At 63.4% G+C, this 20,996-nt stretch carries 19 protein-coding genes; 14 read left to right on the top strand and 5 right to left on the bottom strand.

The features are described 5' to 3' along the window. From ABH939_RS14920 to ABH939_RS14910, 3 genes are all read left to right on the top strand, one after another. Nucleotides 1-762 carry a 16S rRNA (uracil(1498)-N(3))-methyltransferase gene (locus ABH939_RS14920; protein ID WP_003944495.1) on the top strand — a complete coding sequence of 254 codons (762 nt, stop codon included), beginning with the start codon at nucleotides 1-3 and terminating at the stop codon, nucleotides 760-762. 123 nt (nucleotides 763-885) lie between these two features. Continuing rightward, nucleotides 886-2,124 carry an Ig-like domain-containing protein gene (locus ABH939_RS14915; RefSeq protein WP_003944568.1) on the top strand — a complete coding sequence of 413 codons (1,239 nt, stop codon included), beginning with the start codon at nucleotides 886-888 and terminating at the stop codon, nucleotides 2,122-2,124. Nucleotides 2,125-2,138: 14 nt separating this feature from the next. Beyond that, nucleotides 2,139-2,915: an alpha/beta hydrolase family protein gene (locus ABH939_RS14910; RefSeq protein WP_404649749.1), complete on the top strand. Its 777-nt coding sequence runs from the start codon at nucleotides 2,139-2,141 to the stop codon at nucleotides 2,913-2,915. On the opposite strand, the gene ABH939_RS14905 is transcribed toward ABH939_RS14910, so the two are convergent. Continuing rightward, a complete protein-coding gene (locus tag ABH939_RS14905; protein WP_404649748.1) occupies nucleotides 2,907-4,511 on the bottom strand; it encodes an MFS transporter in 1,605 nt (534 codons plus the stop codon). The two genes, ABH939_RS14910 and ABH939_RS14905, sit on opposite strands and share 9 nt — an antisense overlap. Nucleotides 4,512-4,639: 128 nt before the next feature. Between ABH939_RS14905 and ABH939_RS14900 the strand changes: the two genes are divergently transcribed. From ABH939_RS14900 to era, 5 genes are all read left to right on the top strand, one after another. After that, entirely contained in the window at nucleotides 4,640-5,335 is a 696-nt protein-coding gene (locus ABH939_RS14900; protein ID WP_007731067.1) for a TetR/AcrR family transcriptional regulator, read from the top strand. 112 nt (nucleotides 5,336-5,447) lie between these two features. Further along, the gene (locus tag ABH939_RS14895; protein ID WP_003944580.1) at nucleotides 5,448-6,536 is read left to right on the top strand and encodes a PhoH family protein; all 1,089 of its coding nucleotides are present in this window, start codon (nucleotides 5,448-5,450) and stop codon (nucleotides 6,534-6,536) included. Between the two features lie 48 nt (nucleotides 6,537-6,584). Then, complete coding sequence (gene ybeY / locus ABH939_RS14890) at nucleotides 6,585-7,127, top strand: rRNA maturation RNase YbeY (RefSeq protein ID WP_003944525.1); 543 nt, start codon at nucleotides 6,585-6,587, stop codon at nucleotides 7,125-7,127. Between the two features lie 21 nt (nucleotides 7,128-7,148). Beyond that, nucleotides 7,149-8,453 carry a hemolysin family protein gene (locus ABH939_RS14885; RefSeq protein WP_003944509.1) on the top strand — a complete coding sequence of 435 codons (1,305 nt, stop codon included), beginning with the start codon at nucleotides 7,149-7,151 and terminating at the stop codon, nucleotides 8,451-8,453. Nucleotides 8,454-8,477: 24 nt separating this feature from the next. After that, nucleotides 8,478-9,395, top strand: a complete 918-nt coding sequence (gene era, locus ABH939_RS14880; RefSeq protein ID WP_003944451.1) for a GTPase Era — start codon at nucleotides 8,478-8,480, stop codon at nucleotides 9,393-9,395. Here era and ABH939_RS14875 read toward each other — a convergent pair. Both ABH939_RS14875 and ABH939_RS14870 read right to left on the bottom strand, forming a co-directional pair. Beyond that, nucleotides 9,392-9,943: a TetR/AcrR family transcriptional regulator gene (locus ABH939_RS14875; RefSeq protein WP_030536607.1), complete on the bottom strand. Its 552-nt coding sequence runs from the start codon at nucleotides 9,941-9,943 to the stop codon at nucleotides 9,392-9,394. The two genes, era and ABH939_RS14875, sit on opposite strands and share 4 nt — an antisense overlap. A gap of 4 nt (nucleotides 9,944-9,947) precedes the next feature. Further along, nucleotides 9,948-11,366: an amidase gene (locus ABH939_RS14870; RefSeq protein ID WP_404649747.1), complete on the bottom strand. Its 1,419-nt coding sequence runs from the start codon at nucleotides 11,364-11,366 to the stop codon at nucleotides 9,948-9,950. A 329-nt stretch (nucleotides 11,367-11,695) separates the two neighbouring features. Here ABH939_RS14870 and kdpF point away from each other — a divergent pair, with 329 nt between their 5' ends. The 6 genes from kdpF to ABH939_RS14840 are packed head-to-tail and all read left to right on the top strand — an operon-like array spanning nucleotide 11,696 to nucleotide 19,463. Then, nucleotides 11,696-11,794 (top strand): K(+)-transporting ATPase subunit F, encoded by a 99-nt coding sequence (gene kdpF, locus ABH939_RS14865; RefSeq protein ID WP_007731078.1) that lies wholly within the window; start codon nucleotides 11,696-11,698, stop codon nucleotides 11,792-11,794. After that, the gene (gene kdpA, locus ABH939_RS14860) at nucleotides 11,794-13,479 is read left to right on the top strand and encodes a potassium-transporting ATPase subunit KdpA (RefSeq protein WP_003944472.1); all 1,686 of its coding nucleotides are present in this window, start codon (nucleotides 11,794-11,796) and stop codon (nucleotides 13,477-13,479) included. Before kdpF ends, kdpA begins: the two co-directional genes overlap by 1 nt. Continuing rightward, on the top strand, nucleotides 13,476-15,581 hold the full coding sequence (gene kdpB, locus ABH939_RS14855; RefSeq protein WP_042924094.1) for a potassium-transporting ATPase subunit KdpB: 2,106 nt from the start codon (nucleotides 13,476-13,478) through the stop codon (nucleotides 15,579-15,581). Before kdpA ends, kdpB begins: the two co-directional genes overlap by 4 nt. Nucleotides 15,582-15,587: 6 nt before the next feature. After that, complete coding sequence (locus ABH939_RS14850) at nucleotides 15,588-16,238, top strand: potassium-transporting ATPase subunit C (RefSeq protein ID WP_007731080.1); 651 nt, start codon at nucleotides 15,588-15,590, stop codon at nucleotides 16,236-16,238. Nucleotides 16,239-16,245: 7 nt separating this feature from the next. Further along, the gene (locus tag ABH939_RS14845; RefSeq protein ID WP_058039501.1) at nucleotides 16,246-18,786 is read left to right on the top strand and encodes a sensor histidine kinase KdpD; all 2,541 of its coding nucleotides are present in this window, start codon (nucleotides 16,246-16,248) and stop codon (nucleotides 18,784-18,786) included. Next, the gene (locus ABH939_RS14840) at nucleotides 18,783-19,463 is read left to right on the top strand and encodes a response regulator (protein ID WP_003944545.1); all 681 of its coding nucleotides are present in this window, start codon (nucleotides 18,783-18,785) and stop codon (nucleotides 19,461-19,463) included. The genes ABH939_RS14845 and ABH939_RS14840 overlap by 4 nt, the downstream gene beginning before the upstream one ends. Before the next feature lie 9 nt (nucleotides 19,464-19,472). Here the strand turns inward: ABH939_RS14840 and ABH939_RS14835 are convergent, their stop codons facing one another. Both ABH939_RS14835 and ABH939_RS14830 read right to left on the bottom strand, forming a co-directional pair. After that, the gene (locus tag ABH939_RS14835) at nucleotides 19,473-20,453 is read right to left on the bottom strand and encodes a zinc-binding alcohol dehydrogenase family protein (RefSeq protein ID WP_030536604.1); all 981 of its coding nucleotides are present in this window, start codon (nucleotides 20,451-20,453) and stop codon (nucleotides 19,473-19,475) included. Next, nucleotides 20,450-20,911, bottom strand: a complete 462-nt coding sequence (locus ABH939_RS14830; RefSeq protein WP_404649746.1) for a MarR family winged helix-turn-helix transcriptional regulator — start codon at nucleotides 20,909-20,911, stop codon at nucleotides 20,450-20,452. Before ABH939_RS14830 ends, ABH939_RS14835 begins: the two co-directional genes overlap by 4 nt. Nucleotides 20,912-20,996: the final 85 nt, after the last annotated feature.

Below are 20,996 nucleotides of genomic sequence, written 5' to 3'. Positions count from 1 at the left end.
GTGGCCGCAACGGTCTTCTTTCTCGACCCGGTTCCCGGCGTCGGTGAAATCGCAGTTCTGGACGGACAGGAGGGTCGCCACGCGGCCACTGTCCGCCGGATCGGCGTCGGTGAGCGATTGGTGTTGGCCGACGGCCGAGGCCGGGTGGCCGACGCCGAGGTGACGAGCGTCGGCAAGGACCGCCTGGAACTGTTGGTCAGTGACGTTCAGGTTCTCGAGCAGCCCAAGCCGTTGGTGACCCTCGTTCAGGCACTTCCCAAGGCCGAGCGTTCCGAGTTGGCCGTCGAACTGGCGACCGAGGCGGGGATCGACGCGGTGATCCCGTGGCAGTCCTTGCGTTGTGTCGCCAAGTGGGAGGGCCCCAAGCTCGCCAAGGGCGTCGCACGCTGGCGAAGTGCGGCAGTGTCTGCGGCAAAGCAGTCCAGACGCGCGTTCGTCCCGGAAATTGCGGAACTGCACAAGACGCCGGCGGTGATCGCGTTGGTTCGTGACGCCGTTGCCCGTGGCGCTGTGGTTGCGGTGCTTCACGAATCGGCGACGACGCCGTTGGCCGGTTTGCCGCTGGCGAGCGCGGACGAGGTATTTCTGGTTGTCGGTCCCGAAGGTGGGCTGGACGATTCGGAGATCAGCGCGTTGTCGGAGGCCGGGGCCACTCCGGTGCTTCTCGGCCCGACGGTCCTGCGCACGTCGACCGCCGGGGCTGTTGCTCTGGGCGCGATCGGAGTGCTGACCGATCGCTGGGGACCACGGCCACTGCACTGATCTTGTTGTGATCCCGAGCTGAATCGGATCCGGCGCTCAGCGAAGTGTCAGATTTGCGCACTATCGTAAGGACGTCGGGGGTCGCCTTCGGCGTGAGTTGGTTCGGGGATTTCAGGAGGCCAGATGTTGTCACGTGCGCATATGCGAATCGTTGGAGCGGTGTGTGCCGCGGCGGCGTTGATGCTCGTCGCGGGGTGCACGGTCTCCACCGGAGACAACACGGGTTCCTCCAGCAGCGCCGTCACCACTACCCCGACCAGCGAGGCTCTCGTCACCGTCACCCCGGCGGACGGCGGAACTCCGGTGAGTCCACTCGACCCCATCGAGGTCCAGGTCGCGAAGGGAACATTGACGACCGTCGCGCTGACCAACCCCGAGGGTAAGGAAGTCGCCGGTATCACCACGCCGGACAAGACGTCCTGGAAACCGAGCGAACCACTCGGATACGGCAAGACCTACAAGCTGGTCGTCGACGCCGTCGACGCGAATGGTGTTGCCACGACCAAGAACACGACGCTGACCACCGTCGCGCCGAGTAACCAGACCCGGGCGTACATCAACACCACCGGTGGCGCCTCGATATCGGACGGTGGCACGTACGGTGTCGGCACCGTCGTCGCCGTTCATTTCGACGAGTTGATCGGTGACAAGGCCGCGGCCGAGAAGTCTCTGCTGGTCACAACCAATCCGCCCGTACAGGGATCGTGGTACTGGGTCGACGGTCAGAACGTTCACTGGCGACCGCAGAACTACTACGCACCAGGCACGACGGTCTCGGTGAACGCGAACATCTACGGCAAGCAGCTCGGCAACGGCCTGTACGGCCAGCAGGACGACACCGTGTCCTTCAAGATCGGCGACTCCCACGTCTCGGTCGCCGACGACAACACCAAGATGGTGACCGTCTACGAAAACGGTCAGGTGATCAAGGAAATGCCGACCTCGATGGGAATGGGCGGCACCGAGACGATCGGCGGCACGACGCTCTCGTTCTGGACCCAGCCCGGCACGTACACCGTGATGGACAAGGCAAATCCCGTCATCATGGATTCGTCGACCTACGGTCTGCCGATCAACTCGCGCCTCGGCTACAAGGAATCCATCAACTGGGCCACCCGCATCAGCACCGACGGTATCTATCTTCACGAGTTGGAGAGCACCGTCTGGGCGCAGGGAAACACCGACACCTCGCACGGTTGCCTCAATCTCAGTGCGGCCAATGCCAAATGGTTCTTCGATTTCTCGCAGCCGGGAGATGTCGTCGAGATCAAGAACACCGGCGGCGCTCCGCTGGAGGTGTGGCAGAACGGCGACTGGACCCTTTCCTGGGCAGACTGGGCCGCAGGCAGCGCCCTCGCCTGAGATAGATTTCCTCGGTGCCTCGATTCAAGATTCCGTACGGCCGACACGAGCAGCAGTTCGGGCATCTCTACGTTCCCGACGGAGTCGCTGACGGCCCGATCACGGTCGTCATGCAGATCCACGGCGGCTTCTGGAGCGGGCAGTACGGATTGACTCTGGGCACCGCATTTGCCGTCGAACTCGCGCGGCACGGCGTCGCGGTGTGGAACATCGAATACCGCCGTCTCGGGGCGGGCGGTGGTTGGCCGGAGATGTCCGCCGACGTGAAAACGGCGTACGACGAAATCCCCGGACTGGTTGCCGGGAAGTCCTCGGCCGAATTGGATCTGAATCAGATTCGCTTGCTCGGGCATTCGGCCGGAGGACATCTTGCAGTGTGGCTGGCGGGGGAGAAGGACACGTTCACCCGGCCTGAACGGGTCATCGCACAGGCGGCCGCACTCGATCTGGCGTCGGCAGGAGAGCGTGGACGACGGATCAGCTTCATCGAGGATCTGTTCGGCGTTCCGTTCGACGCGGACCCGGATCTGTATCGCAGTGCGTCGCCGCAGCATCGATTGCCGATCGGCGTCCCCGTTGTGTGCGTCACGGGTGCGGAGGATCTGCAGGTGCCGGCCAAGGTGAGCTCCCGGTACGCGAAAGCCGCGGAAGCGGCTGGTGATCCTGTGGCACTGCGTGTGATCGAGGGCGAAGGACACGACGCATTTCTCTCACCCTCGACCGAGTCGTGGCGGGTCTCCCGCGAGTTGGTTCTCGCCGAAGACCCGCTGGCTCCGAGCACGTCAGACTGACGCGGGGTCGACTTCCACAGGGGCCTTCTTGCCCGGCAGGATGAACGCCACGACAACTGCCCCAACGAACAGTGCAAGACCGCCCGCCCAACTGGCCGCCGAAATCGCGTCGGCGTAGGCACTGCCTGCGGCGTCGAGCAACGGCCCTGCCTGAGCTGCAGCCAACGGGTTGCCTGCCATCTCTTCGGCGACCAACGAAGCGCCGCCGACGGATTCGCCCGACACCTCCATCGCGTACGCGGCCTGTTGTGCAAGTTCGCCCGTCAACTGCGGAACCTGCATTCCACCGATGAATCCGGCAATCGAATACTTGTAGCTCGCAGCGAGGATCGAGCCGAGGATCGCGATACCCAGCGAGCCGCCGAGTTCGATGGCGGTGTCGTTGAGGCCACCCGCAGCACCGAGATCGTCCTCGGAGAAGTTGTCCATGATGGCGTCGGTGGCCGGCGGTTCGCTGAGACCGATGCCCAGGCCGAGCAGGATCAGTGGGACTGCGAACATCCAGTAGCCCGAATCGCCGTCGACCTGCGTGAGAATCAGAACGCCGATCGCGGCGACCACCATGCCGCCGACGATGGATGCCCGGACGCCGATCAGCGGAGTGATCCGCCCACTGACAACGGCGCCGATCGAAACGGCAATTGCCAAGGGCAGCAGACGAACACCGGTTTCGAGTGCGCCGTAGCCGAGGATGAACTGGAACTGCTGTGAGATGAAGTAGATGGCGCCGAAGGCGGCCAGGAACAGCAGAAGTACGGCGAGCGTCGCGCCGCCGACCATGCGCTGGCCGAGCTTACGGACGTCGAGCAGTGGCTGCGGGTGACGCAGTTCCCAGACGACGAACGAGACGAGGCCGATCGCAGCGAGTACGGCGGCACCGATGGGTCCGCCGGTCCACCCGAAGTGGAATCCGTTGATGATCGAGTACACGAGCGAGCCAATGGTGACCACCGAGAGTGCGCCGCCGATCCAGTCGATCCGGCCCAGGTGCTCGGCCTTGCTCGGCGGCACCAGAATTACGGCGGCGACGGCAGCGACTGCGGCGATCGGGACGTTGATCAGGAAAGTGATGCTCCAGGAATGACTGTCGAGAATCCATCCGGCCAACAGCGGACCGAGTGCAATCGCGAGACCCGATGTCGCCGCCCACGCCGCGATGGCGCGTGATCGCTCCGCTTTGGGAAAGGTAGCGACCAGAAGCGAAAGCGTCGCGGGCATGATGATCGCGGCGCCGACGCCCATGATCATTCGTGCCGCGATGACGGCGTTGGTGGTGTCCGCGATGCTGCCGAAGACGGCGCCGCCGGCGAACACGGCGAGTCCGGCAAGAAGTGCGCCGCGGCGGCTGTACTTGTCACCGATCACGCCGAACAGCAGCATCAATGCGGCGTAGGGGACGGTGTAGCCGTCGATGACCCATTGAAGTTGCGTGCTGGTGAGGCCGAGGTCTCTGGTCATGTCCGGCGCCGCGACGATCAGCGCGGTATTCGCCATCACGACGATCAGCAGACTCAGGCACAACACCCCGAGCGCGGCCCACCGCCGTGAGTACGGCTGGTCCATCTCCGAGACAGGTTTGCTCATGAGTGTCGTCATGACGCGACTCCGTTCCTGATGATCGAAGACACTCCTCGATCTATTTGCACACTGATGTGTAAATTAATAACTTGCACACCGATGTGCAACTATGATTGACCTAGATCACAGTTGGGCAGTCGAAAGAGGTGGAACGCGCGTTGACGCATTCGGGCACAGTCGTTTCGGGAACTGCCGAATCGGGCGGACGGCAGCGTCGTAGTCAGGCCGCGGCCAATCGCAATCGCATCATCGAGGCGGCGATCACGGCGTTCGCTGCTGATCCGGATGCGAGCATGGACGATGTCGCAAAGGCCGCCGGTGTGGTCAGGCGAACCGTGTACGCGCATTTCGACAGCCGAGAGGCGCTGATCAACGGCATCGTGGACGAGGCGTCGACCGATCTCGTAGCTGCGCTGAGCCAAGCCGGCGAGCCGCCCGAGCGCCCGGATCTGGCGACTGCCGTACTGGCATTGCTGTCATGGCCGGTCGGTGATCGCTTCCGGATGCTGCTCAGCTTTGCTCGCAAAGAGTTGGGGGAGCAGCGGATTCTCGATCTGATGGAGCCCGCGCGAGCCGTGAGTATCAGCGTCGTCGAGCGCGGTCAGCGTGACGGAACCTTCTCGAAATACCTGCCGGCGGAGACTCTGGTAGCGATGACCGAGGCGATCACGATCACTTTGTTCGATCAGGCCAACAGTGGGCTGATCACGGACTCGGGCGAATCCTTTGCCGCCGTGTGCCTGGTCATCGCGGGTATCAGTCCGGACAGAAGCTCCGAGATCGTCGCCGAAGCGTCGGAATGGATCCGCGAATCGCTGCCGTCCGGTCGCCGCGAGGATTAGGCCGGGACGATTAACAAGTGGGCCGTGTCCGACTCTGGCGCTAGACTTCGAAGTATCGAGGCTCACGAGTCGAGTGGGCTGATCGGACCAGAAAGCAGGCCATATTCACCACGTGAGTGAACACAGTGAACTCGACGGGAACCGTGTAACCACCATCACCGAGCGCGCTCTGCCCGCAGAGCGCACCGTCCGTTCGAGTATGGATCTGGCGCCGGAGACCGTGCGTCAAATCCTTGGGGCGACGGACGAGAATCTCACCGCGATCGAACGTGAGCTTCGTGCCGACATTCATGTACGTGGCGGAACCATCTCCTTGTCGGGGACGGCTGCAGACGTGGCGCTGGCAGAACGTGTGTTCAGTGAATTGGCGTCGCTGGCCGGTCGAGGGCAGCCCATTGCCCCGGACGCTGTTCGACGAACCATCGGCATGCTCACCAACGAGGTCGGCGAGTCTCCGGCCGAGGTGCTCTCCCTCGACATTCTTTCGCGTCGGGGCAAGACGATTCGGCCGAAGACCCTCAACCAGAAACGCTACGTCGACGCCATCGACGAGAACACCATCGTGTTCGGAGTCGGCCCGGCCGGTACCGGCAAGACCTACCTCGCCATGGCCAAGGCCGTTCAGGCGTTGCAGGCCAAGCAGGTCTCTCGGATCATCTTGACCAGGCCGGCAGTCGAGGCCGGGGAGCGACTGGGCTTTCTGCCCGGCACGCTGCACGAGAAGATCGATCCGTATCTCCGCCCGCTGCACGACGCATTGCACGACATGATGGATCCCGAGGCGATTCCGAAGTTGATGCAGGCCGGAGTCATCGAGGTCGCTCCGCTCGCCTACATGCGTGGCCGGACGCTCAACGACGCCTTCATCATCTTGGACGAAGCGCAGAACACCACGGCCGAGCAGATGAAGATGTTCCTGACCCGCCTCGGGTTCGGTTCCAAAATCGTGGTCACCGGAGACGTGACCCAGGTCGATCTGCCGGGCGGGGCCCGTTCGGGTCTGCGCGCGGCATCCGAAATCCTCACCGGGATCGACGATATTCATTTCGCCACTCTCGACAGCAGCGACGTCGTACGTCATCGGCTGGTCTCTCACATCGTCGACGCTTACGAGCGTCACGAATCGGATCGGTCCGGCGAGTTGGCGGTCGGAAACCGGGCGCAGCGCCGCGCTGCACATGCTCATTCACCGCGACGGTAGGCTGAGCGACGCATCAACCCCTACTTTTCCCAGGAAAGAGCGTCGCACATGAGCATCGAGGTCTCGAACGAATCGGGCATGGACATCTCCGAACCGGAGTTGATCAGCGTTGCCCGTTTCGTGATCGCTCGGATGGATGTCCATCCGGCGGCCGAGCTGTCGATGGTTCTCGTCGACTCCGCGACGATGGCGGATCTGCACGTTCGCTGGATGGACCTGCCGGGTCCGACCGACGTCATGTCGTTCCCGATGGACGAACTCGAGCCGGGTGGCCGTCCCGATTCCCCCGAGCCGGGGCCGTCGATGCTCGGCGACATCGTGCTGTGTCCGTCTTTTGCCGCGGATCAGGCTGACAAGGCCGGGCATTCACTGGCTCACGAACTTGCCCTCCTGACCGTCCACGGTGTGTTGCACCTTCTCGGCTACGACCATGCGGAGCCGGAAGAGGAGAAGGAGATGTTCGGCTTGCAGAACAGCCTCCTCGAAGAGTGGTACGAAGACCTTCGCCGTATCGACCGCGAAGCAGCACTGGCCGAACGCGACCAGAAGCTGCTCGGTAAGACCGGTTTCGTCGACGGAGTGGACCGATAACAGTTATCCGGGGGTTCTGTAGTGAGTAGCGCCATAGCGCTCTTTGTTCTGGCGATTGCTCTTGTCCCGGTCGGTGGTGTGTTCGCGGCCGTCGACTCGGCGCTCAACACCATTTCGTCGGCGCGGATCGACGAGATGGCAAAGGAAGAGCGAGCCGGCGCCGCGCGAGTGCAACGCATCCTGACCGATCGTCCGCGATACGTGAATCTGATGGTCCTGCTTCGCATTTTGTGCGAGATCACGGCCACCGTCGTACTCGTGGGCGGCCTGATCGACGTCCTCTCGCTGGGCTGGGCACTGACCGTCACCGCGGTGATCATGGTTCTCGTCTCGTACGTGGTCATCGGCGTCGGACCGAGAACGCTTGGGCGCCAACATGCGTACTCCATCGCGATGGCCGCGTCGCTGCCACTGCTGTGGATCGGGGTTCTGCTCGGGCCGATCAGTCGCGTCCTGATCCTCGTGGGTAACGCATTGACCCCGGGTAAGGGCTTCCGCAACGGCCCGTTCGCGTCGGAAATCGAGTTGCGTGAACTCGTGGACATGGCGCAGGAACGCGGCGTCGTGGCCGACGAAGAACGCCGAATGATCCAGTCCGTCTTCGAACTCGGAGACACGTCGGCGCGCGAGGTGATGGTGCCCCGCACCGACATGGTGTGGATCGAGAACGACAAGAATGCCGGGCAGGCAACGTCGTTGGCCGTCCGCAGTGGTCACTCGCGCCTGCCGGTCATCGGGGAGAACGTCGACGACGTGCTCGGTGTCGTCTACCTCAAGGATCTGGTCAAGCAGACCTACCACCTGCCCGACGGCGGCCGGAACGTCAACGTCTGCGACGTCATGCGGCCCGCCGTCTTCGTTCCCGACTCGAAGCCGCTCGACAGCTTGCTGGCCGAGATGCAGCGCGACCGCAACCACATGGCGATACTCGTCGACGAGTACGGCGGAATCGCCGGGCTCGTCACGATCGAGGACGTCATCGAAGAGATCGTCGGTGAGATCGCCGACGAGTACGACGAGGACGAGACGCCGCCCATCGAGGATCTCGGTGACGGAATGTTCCGCGTATCCGCGAGACTTCCCATCGAAGACCTCGGTGAATTGTTCGATCTCGAACTCGAACTCGACGAGGTGGAGACCGTCGGCGGGCTGATCGGATACGTACTCGGCCGAGTGCCACTTCCCGGTTCCGAAGTGGAGTACGACGGTTTGATCCTGCGCGGCGAGGGAACCAATACGGGCCGAGGCCGGGTACGCATCAGCACGGTGTTCGTGCAGCGCATCCCGCCGTCGGAAGACGAAGAGACAGAAGACACCGATGACTGAGCGAGAGTTCAGCGAGGAGCAGTTATGAGCAAGAACGAATTCCGGTCAGGCTTCGTGTGTTTCGTGGGTCGACCCAATACGGGCAAGTCCACGCTGACCAACGCGTTGGTCGGCAGCAAGATCGCGATCACGTCCTCGCGCCCGCAGACGACGCGCCACACGATTCGCGGCATCGTTCACCGCGAGCATGCGCAGCTGATCCTGGTGGACACCCCTGGACTGCACAAGCCCCGCACTTTGCTCGGGCAGCGCCTCAATGACCTGGTTCGCGACACGTACTCCGAGGTCGACGTCATCTGCCTGTGCATCCCGGCCGACGAGGCCATCGGGCCCGGAGACCGCTGGATCGTGCAGCAGGTCCGTCAGATGGCGCCCAAGACCAAGCTGGTCGGCATCGTGACCAAGATCGACAAGGTCAGCCGCGACGCCGTCGGAAAGCAGTTGCTCGCGCTGTCCACCCTGCTCGGTCCCGAATCCGAGGTCGTTCCGGTGTCCGCGAAGTCGGGTGAACAGGTCGAGATCCTGGTCGACGTCCTCGCCGGTCTGATGGACGAGGGCCCGGCCTTCTACCCGGACGGGGAACTGACGGACGAGCCCGAAGAGGTGCTCATGGCCGAACTGATCCGTGAGGCTGCGCTCGAGGGGCTCGGCGAAGAATTGCCGCACTCCCTGGCTGTGGTGATCGAGGAGGTCATCCCGCGCGAGGGACGCACCGAGAAGCAGGGCGAGATGCTCGACGTGCATGCACTGCTCTACGTCGAGCGGCCCAGTCAGAAGGGCATCGTCATCGGTAAGGGCGGAGCGCGTCTGCGGGAAGTCGGTACCAGTGCGCGCCTGCAGATCGAGAAGCTGCTCGGTGTGCGGATCTTCCTGGAGCTGCACGTCAAGGTCGCCAAGGACTGGCAGCGCGACCCGAAGCAGCTCGGCCGGCTGGGCTTCTAGGGCCGGAGGACCCTGAGGATCGCCGCGCCGATGTCCTGCTCGTCGACGCCGGTGGCCAGGCGTCGGAGTTGGAGGCCGGTGATGACGGCGACGAGCGTCGATGCAATCGACTCCGGATCAGGTACACCGAGTGCCGTCAGAATCGTGACGGTCAAATCGTCGTAGGCGGCGAAGCATTCGACGGCGACTTCGTGGAGTTCGTGGTCGCGCCCGGCGGCGATGTACATCTCGAACGGCGCGATCCGCTCGGCCGAGAACGAAAGATCTCGCGTCACCTTTTCGGCTATTGCCGCGGCGTCCTCGACGCTCAGACCTTTGTCGCGGTACTCCTCGGCCAAGGCGCGCAGGCGCGTCGTCTCGTCGGTCACGAAACGAGACAGCGCGGCCCGCAGCATGTCCGACTGGCTGGCGAAGTGATACGTGATCGATCCGAGTGAGACGCCGGCCTGCGCGGCGATGCGCCGGTTGCTCACACCTGGGATGCCGTCGGTACCGACGACGTGCAGAACGGCGTCGAGTATTCGCTCGCGAACGTCCCGGTTACTCATCGGGTCACCACCACGGCTCGGGTCGGACCTGATCCCAACGCAGGGCCGATTCCAACTGCGAAGCGAGGGAGACCAACAGAGGTTCGGTGTTCTCGTTGCCCATCAACTGCGCACCGATGGGCAGGCCGGCCTTGCTGAATCCGGCCGGCACGTTGACCGAGGGCCAGCCGAGGACATTCCACGGCCACGCGTAGGGGCAGGCGCCGGTCATGACCTTGTCGGTGTCCCAGCCACCGATGCCGTCGATCGCGGTCGCCATGATCGGTGGAGTTGCCGTCGTGGGTGCCAGGACGACGTCGTAGGTGTCGAAGATCGCTCCGATCCGCTTTCGCATCCGCGGCTCGGCTGCGCGGGCCGCGCGCAGAGGTGCGCCGCGAAGTAGCTTGCCGTTCTGGGCATTTCCACGTGTTCTGGCATCGACGAGTGTCGGGTCGGGAACGCGTCCGAGCCAGTCGTGGACCCCGACGAGTGAGCGGGGCAGAAAGTTCAGGCCGAAGATCAGGCCGTATGCGGGATCGTCGACGACGACGTGGTGTCCGAGTTCCCGCAGCGTGTCGGCGATCGAATGCACGGCCAGGCGCACTTCCGGGTCCAGCTTCACGGGAGTGGCGGTGAACGGATTGCGAAGGGAAAGCGCGATTTTCAGTTTTCCGGGGTCGCGTCCCACCGCGTCGCTGACGGTGACCGGTGTCGGCTTGTGGAGGTCGCCGTCATGGTTGCCGGCAGCGACGTCGAGCAGCAGTGCCGCGTCGGCGACGGTGCGAGCGAGCGGGCCGTTGACCGTCAGGCCGTAGAACGCTTCGGCGTCGGGCCAGGTGGAGATGCGCCCGCGCTGCGGTTTGATTCCGACGAGGTTGGTCCAGGCCGCAGGGATTCGGATGGAACCGGCACCGTCGGAACCGATTCCGGCGCTGACCAATCCGGCGGCGACGGCCGCGGCGGTGCCGCCCGACGATCCGCCTGGAGTGTGGTGACGCGACCACGGATTGCGCGTGTAACCGAAGGCTGAACCGCTCGTAAGGGGCCACTGGCCCAATTCCGGGCTGTTGGTCTTGCCCACGATCACTGCGCCGGCGTCGCGGAGGCGTCGAACGATCTCCGAGTCCTCGGTCTTGGCCGGGAAATCGCCAGGGCAACCGAAGGCGGTGGGTTCGCCGGTGATGTCGACGTCGTCCTTCACTGCGATCGGCACGCCGAGAAGAGGTAGGCGCTCGCCGAGTGCGAGACGCCTGTCGGCCTCGGCAGCTTCCTCGAGTGCCTTCTCGCGCCGCACGATCTTGAACGCATTGAGGTGAGGCTGAGTGGCCTCGATCCGGCTCAGCGTTGCCTCCGTGGCCGCGACGGACGAGGTGGCGCCCGAGGCCAGACTCGCAACCTGGTCGACAAGACCGGGGGCGAGATCGTGGTCGGTTCGAGAAGTCATCAGGTTCCCTTCGCAAAACTGTTCGTTCGAACGAACAGTAACTTGTTTCAGTATTAGTGAACTTCGGTTTCGCGTCAAGATCGCGTCAAGACGCCAGGTCAGTGCGTAAGCGGATCGTCAGAGACGCGGAATCGGCCTTTCCGGAGGTCGAAGCTGAGAGAGCGCATCCGGTCGAGGGCGACCGCGCGTCATGGCTGCGATGCACAGCAGCACGGCAAAAGATTTCGAAGAGGGAAGCTCATGGCCGATCTGGCCTACGTTGCTCTGATTCTCGGCGGTTTTCTCGTGTGCGCGCTGGTACTGCGCGCCCTACAGGCGAGCGCTCCCAAATGACGGTTGCCGGTGTGGTCAGCGTGGTTCTGATCGCCGTCGCCGCGGCATTGGTCATTTACCTGCTCGTTGCACTCGTAGATCCTGAGAGGTTCTGATGTCGCCCGCTCTTGCAGCCGGCCTGCAGATCGCTTTTGTCCTCGTCGTTCTGGCAATCGCCTACGTTCCGGTGGGCGACTACATGGCGCGTGTTTACTCGTCGACGCGAGATCTTCGGGTCGAGAGTGTGATCTACCGCGTCGGTCGGATCGACTCCAGGGCCGAGCAGACGTGGTACGGCTACGCCGCAAGCGTTCTCGGATTCTCGCTGGCCAGCGCATTGTTCCTGTACTTCCTGCAACGGATTCAGGGAGTACTGCCGCTGAGTGACGGTCTGTCCGGGGTCAGTCCTGCCGTAGCGTTCAACACCGCGATTTCGTTTGTGGCGAACACCAACTGGCAGTCGTACACGCCGGAAACGACGATGAGCAACTTCGTTCAGCCCGTCGGTCTGGCGGTGCAGAACTTCGTCTCGGCAGCGGTCGGCATGGCGGTGGCCATCGCATTGGTTCGCGGCTTCATTCGGGTGGCCAGGGGCGGCGAGATCGGCAACTTCTGGGTCGATCTGACGCGTGGTTCTCTGCGCATCCTCCTCCCGTTCTCCTTCGTGATCGCCCTGATCCTGTTGAGCCAGGGAGTGATCCAGTCGTTCCACAGCGGTTTCGCCTCCACCGGCCTCGACGGCAATGCGGTGACCAATGCACTGGCCCCCGTCGCGTCCCAGGAAGCGATCAAGGAACTCGGCACCAACGGTGGCGGGATCTTGGCTGCCAACTCGGCGCACCCGTTCGAGAACCCCACCCCGTTGAGCAATGTCGTCGAGATCCTGGCGATCCTGTTGATTCCGGTCTGCCTCACCCGAACGTTCGGAACTCTCGTCGGGGATCGTAGGCAAGGCCTCACCCTGCTGGCAGTGATGGGAATCCTGTGGAGCGGGCTGCTCGCAGTCACGCTCGCTGCCGAATCCGGCGCACGCGGTGTTGCCGCCACAGCAGCTGGTTCGATGATGGAGGGCAAGGAAGTTCGCTTCGGAATCCCCGGATCGGCGTTGTTCGCGGTGGCGACCACGGGAACGTCGACGGGCGCGGTGAACTCGGCCCACGACAGCATGTCACCCCTCGGCGGCGGCGCGGTCCTGCTCAACATGTTGCTCGGCGAAATTGCGCCAGGTGGAGTCGGAACCGGCCTCTACGGGATTCTTGTGCTGGCATTGATCGCAGTGTTCGTCGGCGGACTGCTGGTCGGTCGCACGCCCGAATATCTCGGCAAGAAGTTGGGTCGACGCGAGATCACCCTTGCGGCGCTGTCGATTCTGGTCATGCCCGCGCTGGTCTTGATCGGTACCGCCATCACCGTCATCCTCGGTTCGACCACCGGTTATCAAGGCAATGGGGGAGATCCGGGCACGCCGGGATCGATCCACGGGTTCAGTGAGGTGCTTTACGCCTTCGCCTCCGCCTCCAACAACAACGGCAGCGCCTTCGGCGGTCTGACGGTCACCAGCGACTGGTTCCAGTCGTCTCTCGGAATCTGCATGCTTCTCGGCCGATTCCTGCCGATCATCTTCGTTCTCGCTTTGGCCGGTGCTCTTGCCTCGCAGAAGAAGGTGGCGCCGACGGCCGGCACCCTCCCGACGTCCGGACCGATGTTCACCGGTTTGTTGACCGGCACCGTCGTTCTTGTTGCTGCACTTACATTCTTCCCGGCCCTCGCGCTGGGCCCGCTAGCGGAGGCTCTTCAATGACCGTGCGTATCAGTGAGAAACCCGTGGTAGCGCAAGACGCCGCCGACAAGGCTGATCCAGGGCAGTCCCGTCAAGTACACGCAGGCGTTTTCAACCCGCGGCAGATGATCACCGCGTTGCCGGGGGCCGTGCGCAAACTCGACCCACGCCACCTCGCCCGCAACCCGGTCATGTTCGTGGTGTTCGTCGGTTCCGTCATCACCACTGTCATGGCGATCGCCGATCCCTCGGTGTTCTCCTGGGTGATCACCCTGTGGCTCTGGTTCACGGTGATCTTCGCGAACCTCGCCGAATCCGTGGCCGAAGGGCGCGGCAAGGCGCAGGCGGCGAGCCTGCGAAAGGTGAAGCAGGACACCACAGCACATCGGATCACGATGAGCGGTGCGATCGAATCGGTTTCCGGCACCGAACTGGTGGTCGGCGATCGGGTGATAGTGGTTGCCGGCGAGGTCATCCCCGGCGACGGCGACGTGGTCGAAGGTATTGCCTCCGTAGACGAATCGGCGATCACCGGTGAATCCGCGCCGGTGGTCCGTGAATCCGGTGGTGACCGGTGCGCCGTCACCGGTGGTACGACGGTTCTCTCGGACCGCATCGTCGTGGAAATCACCGCAGCACCGGGCAGTTCGTTCGTGGACCGGATGATCGCGCTCGTCGAGGGTGCTTCACGTCAGAAGACACCCAACGAGATTGCGCTCAACATCCTGCTCGCGTCGTTGACCGTCATCTTCCTCCTCGCCGTCGTAGCCATCGGCCCGATGGGCTTGTACGCGGGGCACGAGCAGGATCCGATCAAGCTGATCGCACTTCTCGTCTGCCTGATCCCGACGACCATCGGAGCGCTGCTCTCGGCGATCGGTATCGCGGGCATGGACCGCCTCGTCCAGCGCAACGTTCTCGCGATGTCGGGGCGCGCGGTGGAAGCTGCGGGCGACATCGACACCCTGTTGATGGACAAGACCGGAACCATCACTTTCGGTAACCGCCGGGCCACCGCACTCCATCCGGCGCCCGGTGTATCCGCCGACGATCTTGCTGCGGCAGCTCGCTTGTCGAGCCTGGCCGACGGAACTCCCGAGGGACGGAGCATCGTCGAGCTGTGCGCAGCGGATTTCGGTCTCGCTGCCGAGCCGACGTTGGACGAAGAACGCGCCGAGTTCGTTCCGTTCACGGCACAAACCCGGATGAGCGGACTCGACCACTCCGGACGCCAAATCCGAAAGGGTGCAGCAGATGCGGTGATGAACTGGGTCGTCAGTGGCGGTGGACACGCGGAGAGCGCGGTGACCGACACCGTGAACGACATCGCCCAAGCGGGCGGAACGCCGCTGGTAGTTGCCGTCAAGCATGGTGAGAGTACCTCGATCCTCGGCGTGATCGCGTTGTCCGACGTCGTCAAGCCGGGAATGGCTGACAGGTTCGCCGAACTCCGGGCGATGGGTATTCGCACGATCATGATCACCGGCGACAATCCGTTGACCGCGAAGGCGATTGCCGACGAGGCGGGCGTCGACGACTTCATGGCGGAGGCCACCCCGGAAGACAAACTGGCCCTGATCCGGAAGGAACAGGAAGGCGGACGTCTCGTCGCGATGACCGGTGACGGGACCAATGATGCTCCCGCCCTTGCCCAGGCCGATGTCGGGGTCGCGATGAACACGGGAACCTCGGCAGCCAAAGAGGCCGGGAACATGGTCGATCTCGACTCCGATCCCACCAAGCTGATCGAGGTGGTGGAAATCGGCAAGCAATTGCTGATCACCCGCGGCGCGTTGACCACATTCTCGTTGGCGAACGACCTGGCGAAGTATTTCGCAATCCTGCCGGCCTTGTTCAGCGGCATCTACCCGCAGCTGGACGCGTTGAACATCATGCGTCTCGCCACCCCCGAATCGGCGATCGTCTCGGCCGTGATCTTCAACGCCTTGGTGATCATCGGTTTGATTCCGTTGGCACTCAAGGGTGTTCGATACCGACCGTCGACGGCATCGCAGTTGCTCGGACGTAACTTGCTCGTCTACGGTCTCGGCGGTGTGATCACACCGTTCGTCGGTATCTGGTTGATCGATCTCGTCGTACGTTTGATTCCTGGAATTGGGTGACCTGACATGCGTTTCACTATCGGTTTTGCCAAACAGGTGTGGGCGGGTTTGCTCGTATTGCTCGCGCTCACCGTCGTTCTCGGTGTGGTCTATCCCGCCGCGGTGTGGGGTGTCAGCCGGATCAGCTCCGGATCTGCCGAAGGCTCACCGGTCACCGATGCCGCCGGTTGCGTGGTCGGCAGTGCCTGGGTGGGTGTCGATCCGCAGGTCGCCGAAGGGCAGCAGGACCCGTTCTTCCACAATCGTGTTGTCGGATCCGTTTCGGACGAGGATCCGTTTGCCACCGGTGATCCCGCTGCGGCACTGCCGTCCAACCAGGGGCCGAGCAGCGAGATTCTGGCCGGATTCGTCATCGAGCGCCGGGCAGCCATCGCGGCACGTGAGGGTGTCGACCCGGCATCGGTTCCCGTCGACGCAGTCACCGGTTCGGGCTCGGGTATCGATCCCCACATCAGTCCGGCGTACGCCGAACTGCAGGTCGCGAGGGTGGCGGCCAACAACGGCATCTCGGAAGACCAGGTGCGGGACTTGGTGGCCGAGCACACCGACGGTCGGCAACTCGGATTTCTCGGAGCCGAGCGAGTCAACGTACTGGAATTGAACCTGGCACTCGGATTGACGGCACCTACGTGTGCTGCACCGACGACTGGTGGATGATTGTCACGTGAGTTCTTCGGAGAAGGTCGGTCAATCTTTCGGTAGGGCACGCAAACGTGGTGAATTGCGTATCTACCTCGGCGCTGCGCCTGGCGTCGGAAAGACCTTCGCGATGCTCGGTGAGGCTCATCGGCGTCGAGATCGTGGCTGTGACGTGGTCGCGGCCGTCGTGGAGACACACGGCCGCGCCCGCACCGCGGCGCAGATCGGAGACCTCGAAATAGTGCCGCCCAAGCTGGTGGATTATCGCGGAACACGGATGCCGGAACTGGACGTCGAGGCCGTGTTGGCTCGGCGTCCGGCCCTTGTCCTGGTGGACGAGTTGGCACATACCAACACGCCAGGGAGCAAGAATCACAAGCGCTGGCAGGACGTACAGGAACTGCTCGAAGCCGGGATCGACGTTCTGTCCACGGTCAACGTGCAACACCTCGAAAGCCTCAACGACGTTGTCGCGCACATCACCGGCGTGGTTCAGCAGGAGACGGTTCCGGACGCGGTAGTGCGTAGTGCGGCGCAGGTCGAGCTGGTCGACATCACCCCGGAGGCGCTGCGCCGCAGACTTTCTCATGGAAACGTGTATTCACCGGAACGGGTCGATGCGGCCTTGGGCAATTACTTCAGACGCGGAAACCTCACGGCGCTACGCGAACTGGCTCTGCTGTGGGTGGCCGATCAGGTGGACGCCGCACTGGCGAAATACCGGGCCGAGAACAAGATCACCGATACCTGGGAAGCGCGCGAGCGTGTCGTCGTTGCCGTGACCGGGGGACCGGAGTCGGAAACCCTGGTACGACGCGCATCTCGAATCGCGTCGAAGTCGAGCGCCGAGCTGATGGTGGTCCACGTCGTACGCGGTGACGGACTCACCGGCGTCTCGGCCCCAGAGATGGGCAAGGTGCGCGCGTTGGCTGTCGGAGTCGGCGCCACGCTTCACACCGTTGTCGGTGACGACGTACCGTCGACGCTCCTCGAGTTCGCGCGTGAGGAGAACGCCACACAGTTGGTGCTGGGAACGTCGCGGCGTTCCCGCCTGGCTCGCATCCTCGACGAGGGGATCGGCGCTGCGGTGGTTCAGCAGTCCGGTGGTATCGACGTTCACATGGTCACGCACGAGGAAGCGACGGCGCGACGACGCATTTCGGTGCTGGGGCGCTCGGAGCGCCGGGTCCTGTCGTGGATTGCGGCGATCGTCGTGCCTTCGCTCGCGGCCGCGATCATGGGTCTCGTCGACCGAATCTCCGGGGTCAACGGCGAGAACGCGCTGTTCTTCGTCGTGGTCGTTCTGGTCGCCCTCCTCGGCGGCGTCGGCCCGGCGATATTGTCGGCCCTGATCTCGGGACTGCTGCTCAATTACTTCTTCACCGATCCGCGGTACAGCTTCACCATCGCCGAACCTGACAACTTCATCACCACTGTCGTGCTGTTGATCGTGGCTGTGGCAGTTGCCGTTCTGGTCGACGCCGCAGCAAAGCGCGCCCGCGAGGCGAAGCGCGCATCCGAGGAAGCCGAACTGCTCACACTGTTCGCGGGATCAGTTCTCCGCGGAGCGGATCTGTCGACACTTCTGGCGAAGGCACTCGAAATCTATCGCCAGCGAGGGGTTTCCGTCATTCATCACGACGACGGAGTCATCGCCGCCGTGGGTACGCAGCCGCCGACCACGGACGACGAAGCGGATACGGTCTGTGAGGTCAACGACGGGGAATACGCGCTGTTGTTGGCTGGGCCCGACCTGAGTGCGCGGGATCGACGAGTGCTGACGGTGGTGGCTCACCAAGCAGTTGGGATGATCCGCCAGGAGAAACTGACAGTCGAGGCGAGCAAGGCTGCCGCGCTCACCGAGGCTGATCAACTGCGTCGAGCCCTGCTGTCAGCGGTAAGCCATGACCTGCGAACGCCTCTCGCCGGAGTGAAGGCGGCGGTGTCGAGTCTGCGCAGCGACGACATCGAGTTCTCGCCCGAAGACACCGCTGAATTGTTGGCAACCATCGAGGAGTCGGCGGATCAGTTGACGGCGCTGGTCGGGAACTTGCTCGACTCGTCCCGACTTGCCGCCGGGGTGGTGAAACCCACGCTGCGGCCGGTGTATCTGGACGAGGTGGTTCACCGCGCGTTGCTGGGCCTCGGCATCGGTGGACGCTCGGATTCGCGGGCTCGAAGTGTAGTCGTCGACGTGGGTACCGTTGCAGTGCAAGCAGATCAAGGTCTGCTAGAGCGGGTGATTGCGAACATCGTCGACAACGCTCTGCGCTACGGGGGAGAAACCCCGGTGCGCGTCGGGGCGGCGCAACTCGGTGATCGTGTGGTGATCAGTGTTGCCGATACGGGCCCAGGTGTTCCGCGAGGTGAGGCCGAAACGATGTTCCAGCCGTTCCAACGGATGGGAGATCGCGACAACACCGGCGGAGTGGGCCTCGGACTTTCCGTGGTGCGCGGATTTGTCGATGCGATGGGCGGAACAGTCAGCGCCACAGACACACCTGGTGGGGGATTGACGATGATCGTGGAGTTGGCTGCGGCCGGTACGAATGGGAATGGATCATGAGTCGAATCCTGGTAGTGGACGACGAACCGCAGATTCTGCGAGCTCTGCGTATCAATCTTTCGGTGCGCGGGTACGAGGTGGTGACCGCGTCGACGGGCGCCGGTGCCTTGCGGGCTGCTGCCGAGCGTCCACCGGACGTCGTGGTACTCGATCTCGGACTGCCCGACATGGACGGCACCGAAGTGCTTGCCGGCCTGCGTGGCTGGTGCACGGCGCCGGTCATCGTGCTGTCGGCGCGCACGGATTCCGCGGACAAGGTCGAGGCTCTCGACGCCGGTGCGGACGACTACGTCACCAAGCCCTTCGGGATGGACGAGTTTCTGGCCCGCGTGCGCGCTGCGGCGAGGCGGGGAACCTCCGCGGCGGACACTTCGGAACCGTCGGTCGAGACCGCGTCCTTCACGGTGGACTTGGCTGCGAAAACAGTGAGTCGGCGCGGTGAACAGGTGCACCTGACTCCGACCGAGTGGGGCATGCTCGAGATGCTTGTGCGCAACCGCGGAAAGCTGGTCGGGCAGAAGGAGTTGCTTCGGGAAGTGTGGGGACCGGCGTACGACACCGAGACCCACTATCTACGTGTCTACCTGGCTCAACTTCGTCGGAAGCTCGAGGATGACCCGGCGAACCCCAAGCATCTGATCACCGAGGCAGGAATGGGTTATCGATTCGTGGTGTGAGAAGCCAGGTCAGAGCACAACTACCAATTTGCCACGTGCCGTACCGGCTTCCATCTTGGCATGTGCTCGCGCGATGTCCTCGAACGCGAACACCTCGTCGATCGGTACCACCGCCTCGCCTGACGCCACAGCGGAGAGGAAGTCTTGCAGTACGTCGGCAGGCAGGTCGGACGCGTCCCCACCGTACGAGGTCAATCGCACTCCGCGTGGAATGTAGTCGATCGGATAAAAGTCTTTGACTGTCCACTCGTTGGACAGCATTCCCGTGAAACACACGGTGCCGTGAACGCGGGTCGCGCGCAACGTGTCGGGAAGTGTTGGTGTTCCGACCAATTCGAGGGCCAGATCAACACCGCCCGGGAGGATGTCTCGAACCTGGCCGGCCACAGCACCGTCGTCGACGATAACGTGGTCAACCCCGATCGCGGTCAACGACGACGCTTTGTTCGCATCGCGGGTGGTCGCAAGGACAGTGAGTCCCCACTGCTTCGCCAGGACTGCGGTTGCCATGCCGACCGAGGAGGTTCCTCCCCGGATCAACAGGGATTGACCGGATTTCGCGTCCAGTCCTACCGTCAGCGAGCCGTAGGACGTCTGCAGCATCTCGGGAACAGCTCCCACTGTCGACCAGTCCAGTTCGCTCGAGAAGGGAACGACCTGACTGACGGGAACGCACGTGTACTCGGCATAACCGCCGTCGAACGTCCTCCCCATCCCACCCATCATGGCGGCGACTTGGCGGCCTTCGGTGAGCTCCCCGCCGGGGCAGTTCACCACTTCGCCGACGGCCTCGATGCCCAGCACCCTCGGGAATGTCACGCCTTCGGCGAGGCCGAGGCGGGTGTGAAGTTCGGATCGATTGAGGCCGAAAGCCTTCACCCGGACCAGTACCCAGCCCGCAATCGGCACGGGTATCGGAATCACTTTGATAGTCAATGCTTCTGGCGGGCCGGGGGCGTCGAGCACGATTGCGCGCATTGTGTCGGTCATGCTTTTTCCTTCGTGGTCGGTGTCAGGCTTCGGTTGGCTTCACGCAGCGTGGCCAGTGTGGCGCCGAACCGATCGAGAGCGTCGGGCGTCAGCACGGAACCGAGACGGCGCTCCAATTCGTCGTCGAACGTTGCCTTCGCCCGCCGCAACAGCTCATTGCCCTCGGGTGTCAACTCGATGAGTGAGGATCGTTTGTCGGTGGGATTGGATTTTCGACGGCAGTGCCCAGCCGCTTCGATTCGATCCACCAGCTTGCTCGTGCCACCGACGGTGATCGCGAGGGCCTCGGCGATGTCGAAGACCCGGCAGGAGCCGAGCCTGTCGATGATCTGCATCGGCTCGAATCGACTCAGTGGCAGGTCGTGCTCGATTCGGAGTCGCTGGTCGACGGCCGTCCACAGTTCGGTTTCGAAGCGGATGAGGTTGTCGAAGTGCCTGCTCAGGGCTGATCTGGTCACGAGCAGACTCCGAACCGATATGCATTCCGTGGAATCATTTTCTCACCGTACGCCCGATTCGTGATTAATTCCATGGAATCTATTT

The organism is Rhodococcus sp. 27YEA6 (assembly GCF_044908235.1).
GTDB lineage: Bacteria > Actinomycetota > Actinomycetes > Mycobacteriales > Mycobacteriaceae > Rhodococcus_F > Rhodococcus_F qingshengii.
Note: the sequence above shows the minus strand (reverse complement) of the source record. Positions and strands in the feature narration are given on the sequence as shown.